The sequence below is a fragment of the Plantactinospora veratri genome, from assembly GCF_036421995.1.
Classification (GTDB): domain Bacteria; phylum Actinomycetota; class Actinomycetes; order Mycobacteriales; family Micromonosporaceae; genus Plantactinospora; species Plantactinospora veratri.
The window spans coordinates 198,570-210,580 of the sequence record NZ_JAZGQL010000012.1 but is presented as its reverse complement, the minus strand read 5'-3'; the positions used below and the strand labels follow the sequence as shown (position 1 = coordinate 210,580).

At 75.4% G+C, this 12,011-nt stretch carries 10 protein-coding genes and 2 riboswitches; of the genes, 3 read left to right on the top strand and 7 right to left on the bottom strand.

Annotation, left to right across the window (positions count from 1 at the left end; genetic code table 11):
* The first annotated feature begins 40 nt into the window (after positions 1-40).
* Positions 41-961: a sigma-70 family RNA polymerase sigma factor gene (locus V1634_RS17770; RefSeq protein WP_331208957.1), complete on the top strand. Its 921-nt coding sequence runs from the start codon at positions 41-43 to the stop codon at positions 959-961.
* A gap of 16 nt (positions 962-977) precedes the next feature.
* On the opposite strand, the gene V1634_RS17765 is transcribed toward V1634_RS17770, so the two are convergent.
* From V1634_RS17765 to V1634_RS17750, 4 genes are all read right to left on the bottom strand, one after another.
* Positions 978-1,628, bottom strand: a complete 651-nt coding sequence (locus tag V1634_RS17765) for an NADPH-dependent F420 reductase (RefSeq protein WP_331208956.1) — start codon at positions 1,626-1,628, stop codon at positions 978-980.
* Positions 1,629-1,807: 179 nt separating this feature from the next.
* Complete coding sequence (locus V1634_RS17760; protein WP_331208955.1) at positions 1,808-2,425, bottom strand: histidine phosphatase family protein; 618 nt, start codon at positions 2,423-2,425, stop codon at positions 1,808-1,810.
* Positions 2,422-3,219, bottom strand: a complete 798-nt coding sequence (locus V1634_RS17755) for a CbtA family protein (RefSeq protein ID WP_331208954.1) — start codon at positions 3,217-3,219, stop codon at positions 2,422-2,424. The genes V1634_RS17760 and V1634_RS17755 overlap by 4 nt, the downstream gene beginning before the upstream one ends.
* A 13-nt stretch (positions 3,220-3,232) precedes the next feature.
* A complete protein-coding gene (locus tag V1634_RS17750; RefSeq protein WP_331208953.1) occupies positions 3,233-3,436 on the bottom strand; it encodes a CbtB domain-containing protein in 204 nt (67 codons plus the stop codon).
* Positions 3,437-3,470: 34 nt separating this feature from the next.
* Positions 3,471-3,613: riboswitch (cobalamin riboswitch) on the bottom strand.
* A gap of 141 nt (positions 3,614-3,754) precedes the next feature.
* Between V1634_RS17750 and V1634_RS17745 the strand changes: the two genes are divergently transcribed.
* Positions 3,755-4,507 carry a cobalt-precorrin-6A reductase gene (locus V1634_RS17745; RefSeq protein WP_331208952.1) on the top strand — a complete coding sequence of 251 codons (753 nt, stop codon included), beginning with the start codon at positions 3,755-3,757 and terminating at the stop codon, positions 4,505-4,507.
* A gap of 42 nt (positions 4,508-4,549) precedes the next feature.
* Here V1634_RS17745 and V1634_RS17740 read toward each other — a convergent pair whose 3' ends face one another.
* From V1634_RS17740 to V1634_RS17730, 3 genes are read right to left on the bottom strand one after another with little or no spacing between them, the layout of a single operon-like run.
* On the bottom strand, positions 4,550-6,163 hold the full coding sequence (locus V1634_RS17740; RefSeq protein ID WP_331208951.1) for a precorrin-2 C(20)-methyltransferase: 1,614 nt from the start codon (positions 6,161-6,163) through the stop codon (positions 4,550-4,552).
* Positions 6,160-6,789, bottom strand: coding sequence for a precorrin-8X methylmutase (locus V1634_RS17735; RefSeq protein WP_331208950.1), 630 nt, complete (start codon positions 6,787-6,789; stop codon positions 6,160-6,162). Before V1634_RS17735 ends, V1634_RS17740 begins: the two co-directional genes overlap by 4 nt.
* A complete protein-coding gene (locus V1634_RS17730; protein ID WP_331208949.1) occupies positions 6,786-8,081 on the bottom strand; it encodes a precorrin-3B synthase in 1,296 nt (431 codons plus the stop codon). Before V1634_RS17730 ends, V1634_RS17735 begins: the two co-directional genes overlap by 4 nt.
* Positions 8,082-8,149: 68 nt before the next feature.
* A riboswitch (cobalamin riboswitch) is annotated at positions 8,150-8,223 on the top strand.
* A gap of 57 nt (positions 8,224-8,280) precedes the next feature.
* On the opposite strand from V1634_RS17730, the gene cobN reads away from it, so the two are divergent.
* Entirely contained in the window at positions 8,281-12,000 is a 3,720-nt protein-coding gene (gene cobN / locus V1634_RS17725; RefSeq protein ID WP_331208948.1) for a cobaltochelatase subunit CobN, read from the top strand.
* Positions 12,001-12,011: the final 11 nt, after the last annotated feature.

Here is a 12,011-nt window from a genome sequence, read left to right as displayed (position 1 = left end):
GGTCACCCCCATGACGTCTGATGCCTGGAGAAGGTGACCCGTGAGCCCCGACGAATTCCTCGCCGACCGGTTCGCCCGCGACCGGCAGCACCTGCGGGCGGTCGCCTACCGCCTGCTCGGTTCGCTGCCCGACGCGGAGGACGCCGTACAGCGGGCCTGGCTGAAGGCCGACCAGGCCGACCTGCGCGAGGTACGCAACCTGAGCGGCTGGCTGACCACCGTCACCGCCCGGGAGTGCCTGGACATGCTGCGGGCCCGGAGCCGCCGGGCCGAGGTCGCCCTCCCCGACCCGGAGTTCCCGGCACCGGGCGCGACCCCGCTGACCGCCCCGGAACGGACCGCGGAGGAGGAGGTGCTGCTCGCCGAGTCGGTGGGGCTGGCGCTGCTGGTGGTACTGGACCGGCTCTCACCGGCGCAGCGGGTCGCCTTCGTGCTGCACGACCTCTTCTCGGTACCGTTCGAGGAGGTCGGCCGGGTGCTGGACCGCTCCCCGGCGACAGCGAAGAAGCTGGCGAGCCGGGCGCGGGAGCGAGTGCGCGGGCCGGCTCCCAGACAGCGCCGGCTCGCCGCCCGGCACCTCCCGCTCGTGGCGGCCTTCCTCGCCGCGTCCCGGGGCGGCGATCTGGACACCCTGCTCGACCTGCTGGCACCCGATGTCGTGCGCAGGGCCGATCCGGTGCTGCTGCCCGCCGGGATGCCGACCGAACTGCGCGGGGCGCGGGCGGTGGCGGAGGAGACCCGGCACTTCGCCGCGCGGGCCCGGCTCGGTGGTACCGCCTGGGTCGACGGCAGCCCGGGGATCGTGATCGCTCCGCGCGGTCGGCTCAGCGCCGTGCTGCGGCTGACCGTCGAGGCGGGGCGGATCTGCGCCGTCGACGTGATCGGCGACCGGGACCGGCTCGACCGGGTGACCATCGCGGTTCCCGACGACACCGGCCGGTCGCCGGAGCACGCCCCGTAGTCCCGGCGGGGGCGACCTACCGCAGTACGCCCCGGACGGCCAGTTCGAACTCGGGGCGGCGCAGCGAGGCGCCGAAGACGGGGCCGCCGGGTTCGAGCAGCCGCCCGGCGGCGAGGCTCTCCAGCCGTACGGCGTCGTAGCCGATCCGCTCGACGACCCCGGCCACCAGGTTCGTCGCCGCCCTGTCGTCGCCGGCGACCCCGAGCGCGCGCCGGTCCGGGTCCCCCGCCGGTCGGCGCTCCTCCTCGATCTGGTGGTAGCCGGCGTGGTTGAACGTCTTCACCACCGTCGAGCGGTCGAGCCGCCGGGCCACGATCTCGCTGCTGCCGTACCGGGGGTCTTCGAACATCTCCTGTACGCCGTCGGTCGGCGGCCAGTAGTTCATCGTGTCCACGACCAGCTTGCCGGCGACGAGTCCCGGGTCGAAGTCCGGAAACCGGTGCAGCGGGATCGCCAGTACCACGAGGTCGGCGTCGCGTACGGCGTCGGCGGCCCACCGTGGCTCGACGCCCGGCACCAGGATCTGGGTGATCAGGGCGATCCTCTCGGGGTCACCGGAGGCGGCGATCGTCACCCGATGGCCGGCCGCGAGCGCGACCCGGGCGATCACCGGGCCGACGTGTCCGGCACCGAGTACGGCGATCCGGGGCAGCGCCGAACCGTTCATGATCGGGAAGTCCTCGCGGCGAGAGCCGCCGGCACCCGACGGGGGCGCTCCGGCCGCGTCACCGGCACGGCGGCGACGGCGGGAGCGTGCCGACGGATCAGACCCCGCTGTGTCCGCACGACCCTCCCCCGTCTCGTTGACGCGTCAAGTATACCCGGGCAACCGGGTCGGCCCGCCGGTTACTCCGGCTCGGCACCGTCGGGCCCGACGCCGGGCGCGGTGAGCCGGAGCTGCCACCCCGGGCCGCGCCCGGTCAGCCGCACCACCGCCAGCGGCGCCACCTCAAGCCGCCAGAAGGTGGCGACCGGCAGCCCCAGTGCCCGGACCAGCGCGGCCCGGACCACCACCGGATGGGTGACGGCGACGATCCGGCCACCCCGGTCGCGCTCTCCGGCCAGCCAGCGGCCGACCCGGTCGAGCAGCGCCTCGACGGACTCGCCGCCGTGCGGGGCCGCCCCGGTGACATCGAGCCAGTCCCGCAGCGCGTCGGGCTCCCGGGCGGCGACCTCGGCCAGGGACAGCCCGGTCCACCGCCCGTAGTCGCAGTCGGCCAGCTCGGGCACGGCGGTCGGCCGCAGGCCCAGCGCGTACCCGGTCTGCCGGCCCGCCTCGGCCGGAGTGCTGAGACAGGCGTCGACCCGGCCGAACGGCCCGCGCCGACCCGACCCGGTGTGGGCCAGGGCGCGGGCCGCCGCCAGACCGGCGCGATCCAGGCTCTCGTCGCCGCCGCCGAAGACCGTCCGGCGCAGGGCGGCGGTGTGCGCGTGGGCCACCAGGTGCAGACTGGTCGGGCTCACCGTCCGGCCGGGACCCCGGCACCGTCCGGCGTCCCGGCGGACTGCCCCGGCCCACCATCGACAGGCCGCCGCCGCTCCCGGCCCCGCCAGCCGAGCAGCACGGCGAAGAGCAGGCCGATCCCGGTCCAGAGCACCACCTGGGTACCCAGCGAGGCGAGCCGGAACTCCCACAACAGGGTCGCCGGGAAGCCGTCCGGCACCTCCGGGTACGACGGCAGCACGATGTAGGCGACCACGGTTACCAGCAGGAAGCCGCCGACCGCCGCCGCTGCCCGCAGCGCGTACGGGGTGTGCGGGGCGACCGAACGGTGGGCGAGCGCACCGGCCCAGACGGCCACCAGGCCGAGCACCACCAGCAGCAGGTAACTGCCGGTCCGCTGGTCGATGGTGTCCGGGTTGCCGACCGCCGGAGGGTTCGCCGGATACTTGCCGAACGGCACGACGACCGCCCCGAGCAGTGCCGCGCCGGCCAGCAGCAGTGCCGCCCGGCCGTCGTCGGTGCTGTGCAGTCGACGGCGCAGCAGGACGTACCCGATGGCAAGCAGGCCGCCCATCGCGGCACCGAACAGTCCGGTGGCGAGGAAGAGCCCGGCGCGCTGACCGTCCCGGCCGACCAGTTCCTCGGCGTGGTGGTCGGCCTCGACCCCGGGTGTGCCGTGGGTCGCCGCTTCCTCGATCGCGATCGCGGCGTCGATCCGCGGCTCGCCGACGAAATAGGCGAAGGTCCCGGCGACCAGACCGGCGACCAGGCCTGCGAGCAGGCCACGCAGCAGTACGGACAGGAACGTCGGCACGGCGTCGAGTCGATCAGTGGCAGGGGACGCCGAGCAGGTGCCGACCGTCGTGCATCAGCTCGTGCAGGTACGTGCCGCTGCGTGAGACGGCCCCCTGGTCGAAGGCGACCAGGTAGACCAGCAGGGCGAGCAGCGCGACGACGGCAAGGGCGGTCCACAGTAGCCGGACGGAGACGACCGGGTGGGAGAGCGGACGGGCCGGAACAGGGCTGGACATGCGCGTAGAACCTCCTCGGGGATGACGCGTCCCCGTCGACAGGCTGCGACGACCGAGCGTCCTGGCTCGCGGGACCCCGACCGGGTCGGGACCGCTCACAGTGGCGCGACCGCGCCGGACTTTCACCGGCTTCCCTCGTACCGCCGCAGATGGCCAGTCGACCGTAACCGGGTGGTACCCGCCGGTCAACCGGGGCACCGGTGCGGCGGCCCGCCCACGGTCGGCCGGTACGGCGTACCGCCCGCTCCGGGTGTCGGAGGTCACCGCCGGAGCACCGTCCGGTTGTGCCGGCCAGGGTCGGCCGATACCGTCGCGCCCGTGACGACCCGGGTGCTGCTGCTCGGCGGCACCGCCGAGGCGCGCGAACTGGCCGCCGCGCTGGCCGGCCGCCCCGACACCGTGGTGGTCTCCTCGCTGGCCGGGCGGGTCGCCGATCCCCGGCTGCCGGTCGGCGAGGTGCGGATCGGCGGGTTCGGTGGACCGGCCGGACTCGCCCGCTGGCTGACAGAGCACCGGATCGACGTACTCGTCGACGCCACGCACCCGTACGCGGCCCGGATGAGGTCGTCGGCGGTGCAGGCGGCCGAGGCGACCGGGGTGCCGTACCTGCGGCTGGAGCGTCCGGGTTGGACGGAAGGCCCCGGGGACCGGTGGCACCGGGTACCGGATCTCGCCGCCGCCGCCGAGCTGCTGCCCCGGCTGGGCCGCCGGGCCTTCGTCACCACCGGCCGGCAGGGACTCGGCGCCTTCCTGCACCTGACCGGCACCTGGCTGCTGGTCCGGGTGGTCGACGAACCGACGGTCCCGTTGCCGGGCAACGTCACCCTGCTCCGCGACCGGGGGCCCTATCAGGTGGCGACGGAGCGGGAACTGCTGACCGCGCACCGGATCGACGTGCTGGTCAGCAAGGACAGCGGCGGGACGTACACGATGGCGAAGCTGGCCGCCGCCCGCGAGCTGGGGCTGCCGGTGGTGCTGGTGGACCGGCCGGCGCCGGTCGCCCTGCCGGCGACGGTCGGCGAGGTGGCCACCGCGCTGGCCTGGCTGGAGCGGGCGCTGCCGGCAGGCTAGCCGGCCCGGAGCGGGCCGGGAGCCTGGCCGGGCCGGCGGTGCTCAGCCGGGGTAGGTCCGCGGTGTCCAGACCACGGTCGAACCGTCCGCCCGCCGGTCGGTCCGGGTGGTGGAGGAGCCGACGATCAGCAGGCAGCGCATGTCCACATCGGACGGATCGAGTTCGGCCAGCGGTACCACGGTGATCCGCTCCCCCGGCCGGCCCACGTCCCGGGCGATCACCACCGGCGTGTCGGCGCTCCGGTGCCGCAGCAGGACCTTCCGGGCCGCCTCGACCTGCCACCGCCGGCTGGCCGAGGCCGGGTTGTAGAGCGCCAGCACCAGGTCGGCGGCGGCCGCACCGGCCAGCCGCTGCTCGATCACGGCCCACGGCTTCAACCGGTCCGAGAGCGAGAGCACCGCGAAGTCGTGGCCGAGCGGGGCACCGATCCGGCTCGCCGCCGCCTGCGCCGCGGTCAACCCGGGCAGCACCCGTACCGGTACGGCGCCGAACCGCTCGTCGGTGGTGGCGACCTCCAGCACCGCCGTGGCCATCGCGAAGACTCCCGGGTCACCGGAGGAGACCACGGCCACCCGGGCGCCGGCCAGGGCGAGTTCCAGGGCGTGCCGGGCCCGGTCGATCTCGACCTGGTTGCCGGAGGTGTGCCGGTGCTGTCCGGGGCGGTGCGGCACCCGGTCGACGTACGGGCCGTAGCCGACCAGGTGCTCCGCCTCGCGCAGCGCCTGGCTGGTCTCCGGGGTGAGCCAGCGGGTGCCGGCGGGACCGAGGCCGACCACGGTCACCCCGCCGGCCGGTGCCCCGCCCCCGGGCTGCGCCGTCGGGCCGGTCGACGCCATCGGGCCGGGCTCCGCCGCCGCGCCGGGTTCCGCGCCGAGACCGGCCGCCACGGCGTCGCCGGTCGGGCTGGTCAGCACGGCCAGGGAGAAGTACGGCACCCCGTCCGGGTCGACCTCGGCCAGCGGCAGCTCCCGGCCGGTCGGCGTGGTGGCCCGCTCGACGTACCAGGCGTCGGCCAGCCGCCCAGCATCGGCGAACGCCGCCCGTACCTGCGGAAACGTCCGCCCCAGCTTGAGTACGGCGGCGGCGTCGGTGTCGGCCAGCCGGCGGGTCAGCTCGTCGGCCGGCAACGTCCCGGGCAGTACGGTGAGCACCTCGTCCCGCTCCACCAGCGGCCGGCCCAGTACGGCGGTGGCGGCGCTGATCGAGGTGACTCCCGGCACCACCTCGGCGGGGAACCGGTGCGCGAGCCGCTCGTGCAGGTACATGTAGGAGCCGTAGAACATCGGGTCGCCGGCACAGATCACCACCACGTCCCGACCGGCCGACAGGTGCGCGGCGAGCCGCTCGGCGCTGGCGTCGTAGAACTCGGTGATCGCCGCCTCGTAGCCGCCCGGATGGTCCGTGGTCTCGGTGGTGACCGGGTAGACGAGTGGCTCGGTCAGCTGGCCGTCCCGGAGGTAGGGCGCGGCGATGGACCGGGCGATGCTCCGGCCGTGCCGGGCCGAGTAGTAGGCGACCACGTCGGCGGCGCCGATCACCCGGGCCGCCTTCACCGTCACCAGTTCGGGGTCGCCCGGACCAACGCCGACGCCACGGAGCGTCCCCACCCGGCCACCGGTCCCGGTCGACCCGCCGGCCAACTCGGTCGCGCTCATTCGACCTCGCTCGCGATCGCGTTGACGGCGGCGGCGGTGACGGCGCTGCCGCCGCGCCGGCCGTGCACCACCAGGTACGGGATGCCGGCGCCGTGCCCGGCCAGCGCCTGCTTCGACTCGGCCGCCCCGATGAAACCCACCGGTACCCCGACGACCGCCGCCGGCCGGGCGGCGCCCTCGTCGATCATCTCCAGCAGCCGGAACAGCGCGGTGGGGGCGTTGCCGATCGCCACCACGGCACCGTCGAGCCGGTCCCGCCACAGTTCGAGGGCGGCGGCGCTGCGGGTGGTGCCGAGCCGGCGGGCCAGCTCGGGCACCTCCGGGTCGCGCAGCGTGCAGAGCACCTCGTTGTCGCGGGGCAGCCGGGCCCGGGTGATGCCGGCGGCCACCATCACCGCGTCGCAGAGGATCGGCGCACCGGCCCGCAGCGCGGCCCGACCGGCGCGGACCAGGTCGGGCGCGGCCTCGACGTCGTCGACCAGGTCGACGCTGCCACTGGCGTGGATCATCCGGACCACCACCGGCGCGAGCTCCGGCAGCAGCGCGGAGAGGTCGGCCTCGGCCCGGATGGTCGCGAACGACCGCCGGTAGATCTCCGCACCGTCGCGGATGTACTCGTAGCTCACTTCTGCCTTCCTGCCCGTGCGGCCAGGGCCGCCGCCGGGGTGCCCGGTCGACTGGTGCCGCCGGCCTCGATCCGGTACCCGGTGCCGGTGGCGACCGCCAGTACGGCCGGTCCGGCCGGTCGGCCGCAGCCCCGCTCGCAACCCACCACGTGCACCGGAAGGGCCGCCCCGCCCGCCGTACCGGCGTCGGCCAGCGCCTCGGTGACGTCCCGCCGTACGTCGGCGAGCGCGCTGGCGCAGCCGGGCCGGCCGGTGCAGGCGGTCACGCCGAGCCAGGGCGAGTCCGGGTCGACCAGCAGGCCGGCCGTGGCCAGCCGGCCGACGATATCGGGTCCCTCGGCGTCGAGCACCAGGCTGCGCCACGGCGTGACGACGATCTCGTCCGTGCCGGCGAGATCGGCCAGCAGGTCTGCCTGGTCGGCGGTCAACCGGCCGAACCGGGTCCCGGCCACCAGCACGCCGTTCGGGTGGAGGCCGACCACCGGTGCCCCCGCCTCGGGACGACGACCCGGCACGGTGCCGACATCGGATGTCCCGACCGGGGCCCGCTCGGCCGGTGCCCCGTCCTGCGCCGTCCGGTGCAGGAGGTCCGAACCGTTCACAGCGGCGGTGGGGCGGTCGAGCGCGGCCGTCACCCGGGCCGGCCCGTCCGGCAGGTCCGCCAGCCGCCACAGGTCCCGGCGGTCGCCGCGTAGCCGCAGGAAGGCGCGGGCGGCCGCGATCAGCAGCGCGACGGCGTCGTCCGGGCCGGCCCGCAACCCGGTGTCGGTGCCGGCCAGCCACAGAACCTGCGAGCCGCCGGTCCAGCAGAGGTCCGCACCGAGGGTGGCGACGTCGTGCCGGCCGTCGTCGAGGGCGAACAGGAACCGCCCGCTGAGCGACGCCAGGTCGGCGGCGCCACGCAGCGCCGCGTCGAGGTCCCGCACCATCGGGCGTACGTCGAGCCGCCCGGCCCGGTCCCGCCCGCTCAGCGGGGAGGCCAGCAGATTGCGTACCCGTTCGTGGGTGGCGGTGGGCAGCAGCCCGGCCTCGGCGACCCGGTCGGCGACCCGGCGTACCGAGGCGTCGTCGGCGAGGCGGCGGAGTTGGAGGTTCGCCCGGGAGGTCAGCTCCAGCGCGCCGTCGGACTCGACCCGGGCGAGGTCGGCGAGGACCCGCAGTTGGCCGGGGCGCAGTTGACCGCCGGGCAGCCGTACCCGCACCAGCAGGCCGTCGGCCGCCTGATGCGCCCGCAGCGCACCGGGACAGCGGTCCTCGGGCGGCCGGGGGGACGGGGTGGCGAGGGCGGACACGGGCTCATCGTAGAGTCGTGGTCCTCGGCGCCGGCCGGCGGCGAGAAAAGCATCACGCGGTGGACCCGGAGGAACCCGGTGCGAGTCCGGGGCGGTCCCGCCACTGTCACCGACCTGCGTACGGGTCGGGAGCCAGACACTCCGGAGCACCGTCGACACGGACCACGACCACGGGCGCGGACCCGGGGAGGAGCCACCCATGCCTGCGGCGGACGCTGCCACCATCCTGCTCCTGTCTACTTCGGACACCGATCTGCTCTCCGCCCGGGCCAGCGGTGCGGCGTACCGGCTGGCGAACCCGGCCCGGATCGACCCGGCCGAGCTGGCCGACCTGGTCGACGGCGTCGACCTGGTGGTGGTGCGGATCCTCGGCGGCGCCCGGATGTGGGCCGAGGGGCTGGCGGCGCTGCGGGCCGGCACCCGGCCGGTGGTGGCGCTCGGCGGCGAGCAGACCCCGGACGCGGAGCTGATGGCCCGCTCCACGGTGCCGGCCGGCACCGCCGCGCAGGCGCACGCCTACCTGGCCCAGGGCGGGCCGGAGAACCTGCGCGAACTGCACGCCTTCCTCTCCGACACGGTGCTGCTGACCGGGCACGGCTTCGCCCCGCCGGTCGCGCAGCCGAACTGGGGCGTCCGGCCCCGCCCGGCCGGCCCGGCGACCGGGCCGGTGGTCGGGATCCTCTACTACCGGGCGCACCAGCTCAGCGGGAACACCGGTTTCGTCGACGCGCTCGCCGCCGCCGTCGAGGAGGCGGGCGGCCGGGCGCTGCCGGTCTTCTGCGCCAGCCTGCGTACCCCGGAACCGGAGCTGCTGGCGACGCTCGGTGCGGCCGACGCGCTGCTGGTCACGGTGCTGGCTGCCGGCGGCACCCGGCCGGCGGACGCCGCCGCCGGCGGCACCGAGGAGGCCTGGGACGTCGGGGCGTTGGCCGCGCTGGACGTGCCGATCCTCCAGGCGCTCTGCCTCACCTCCTCCCGGACGGCCTGGTCGGACAGTGACGACGGCCTCTCCCCGCTGGACGCGGCGACCCAGGTGGCGGTGCCGGAGTTCGACGGGCGGCTGATCACGGTGCCGTTCTCGTTCAAGGAGACCGACACCGACGGGCTGCCGCGCTACGTCGCCGACCCGGAGCGGGCCGCCCGGGTCGCCGGCACCGCCGTCCGGTTGGCCCGACTCCGGCACACCCCGGCCGAGCGGCGCCGGATCGCCCTGGTGCTGTCGGCCTATCCGACCAAGCACGCCCGGGTCGGCAACGCGGTCGGGCTGGACACCCCGGCCAGCGCGGTACGCCTGCTCCGGACGATGCGCGACCTCGGCTACGACGTCGGCCCGGTCGACGGCCCGGACGCGCTGCCCGGACTCGTCCCGCCCCGGCCCGGCGAATCCCGGTCCGACGTCGGCTCCCCCGACGCCGGCTCACCCGACGCCGGCTCACCCGACGCCGGGCTGCCCGACGGTGACCGGCTGATCCACGCACTGATCGCGGCCGGCGGCCAGGACCAGGAGTTCCTGACCGAGGAGCAGCTCGCCGCCAACCCGGCGCGGATCCCACTGGCCCGGTACCGGCGCTGGTTCGACGCGCTGCCGGCGGAGCTGCGCGAGGCGATGGTCGCACACTGGGGGCCGCCGCCCGGGCAGCTCTACGTCGACACCTCCCGGGACCCGGACGGCGAGATCGTGCTCGCCTGCCTGCGGGCCGGCAACGTGGTGTTGATGATCCAGCCGCCGCGCGGCTTCGGTGAGAACCCCGTCGCGATCTACCACGACCCCGACCTGCCGCCGACGCACCACTACCTGGCCGCGTACCGGTGGCTGGACGAGGAGTTCGGCGCGGACGCCGTGGTGCACCTGGGCAAGCACGGCTCGCTGGAGTGGCTGCCCGGCAAGACCGTCGGGCTCTCCGCCTCCTGCGGCCCGGACGCGGTGCTCGGCTCGCTGCCGCTGGTCTATCCGTTCCTGGTCAACGATCCGGGCGAGGGAGCGCAGGCGAAGCGGCGGGCGCACGCGGTGATCGTCGACCACCTGGTGCCGCCGATGGCCCGGGCGGAGAGCTACGGCGACATCGCCCGGCTGGAGCAGCTCCTCGACGAGTACGCCAACATCGCCGCGATGGACCCGGCCAAGCTGCCGGCGATCCGGGGACAGATCTGGACGCTGATCCAGGCCGCCCGGCTCGACCACGACCTCGGTCTGGAGCAGCGCCCGCACGACGCCGAGTTCGACGAGTTCCTGCTGCACGTGGACGGCTGGCTCTGCGAGGTCAAGGACGCGCAGATCCGCGACGGCCTGCACGTGCTCGGCGAACCGCCGAGCGGCGAGGCGCAACTGAACCTGGTGCTGTCGATCCTGCGCGCCCGGCAGGTCTGGGGCGGGCGGGCCGGTGCCGTCGACGGGCTGCGGGCCGCGCTCGGCCTGACCGAGGGCGGCGAGGAGCAGGGCACCGCCGAGGTGGACCGGGTCGAGGCGGTGGCCCGAGCGCTGGTCGAGGCGCTCCAGGCCCGGGACTGGGCGGTCGGGGCGGTACCGGCGGTGCTGCGCGACGTGCTCGGCGACGACGACCCGCGCGCCTCGGCGGTACGCCCGGTGCTGGAGTTCGCCGCCACCGAGGTGGTGCCCCGGCTGGCCCGGACCACCGACGAACTGTCCCACCTGCTGCACGCCCTCGACGGCGGCTACGTTCCGGCCGGGCCGAGCGGGTCGCCGCTGCGCGGACTGGTCAACGTGCTGCCGACCGGCCGGAACTTCTACACCGTGGACCCGAAGGCGATCCCGAGCCGGCTGGCGTACGCCACCGGGCAGGCGATGGCGACCTCGCTGGTCGAGCGCTACCGGCGGGACACCGGGGAGTGGCCGCGTTCGGTCGGGCTCTCCGCCTGGGGCACCTCGGCGATGCGGACCGCCGGGGACGACGTGGCCGAGGTGCTGGCGCTGATCGGCGTGACACCGACCTGGGACGAGGCGTCCCGCCGGGTCAACGGCTTCGAGGTGGTGCCGCTGGCCGAGCTGGGCCGGCCGCGCATCGACGTGACGGTACGGATCAGTGGCTTCTTCCGGGACGCCTTCCCGCACGTGGTGCTGCTGCTCGACGACGCGATCCGGGCGGTGGCCGCGCTCGACGAGCCGGAGGAGCAGAACTTCCTCCGCGCACACGTCCGGGCCGACGCCGCCCGGCACGGCGACGAGCGCAGGGCAACCAGCCGGATCTTCGGCTCCAAGCCGGGCGCGTACGGTGCCGGACTGCTGCCGCTGATCGACAGCGGCAACTGGCGGGACGACGCCGACCTGGCCGAGGTCTACACGGTCTGGGGCGGCTTCGCCTACGGGCGCGGGCTGGACGGCCGGCCGGCCCGGGAGGAGATGGAGGACGCGTACCGGCGGATCGCGGTGGCGGCGAAGAACACCGACACCCGGGAGCACGACATCGCCGACTCCGACGACTACTTCCAGTACCACGGCGGGATGATCGCCACGGTGCGGGCGCTGACCGGGCAGGCGCCCCGGGCGTACATCGGGGACAGCACGACCCCGGACGCGGTGCGGACCCGCTCGCTGACCGAGGAGACCGCCCGGGTGTTCCGGGCCCGGGTGGTGAACCCGCGCTGGCTGGCGGCGATGCGCCGGCACGGCTACAAGGGCGCGTTCGAGCTGGCCGCCACCGTGGACTACCTCTTCGGGTACGACGCCACGGCCGGCGTCGTCGCCGACTGGATGTACGAGGACCTGGCGCGGACGTACGCCCTCGACGCGGAGAACCAGGAGTTCCTGCGCCGGTCCAACCCGTGGGCGCTGCGGAACATCATCGAGCGGCTCTCCGAGGCGGCCGACCGGGGACTGTGGGCGAAGCCCGACCCGGCGACGATGGCGGCGCTGCGGGAGACGTACCTCCAGCTCGAGGGTGACCTGGAGGAATCCGGGTGATTCCCTGAGCC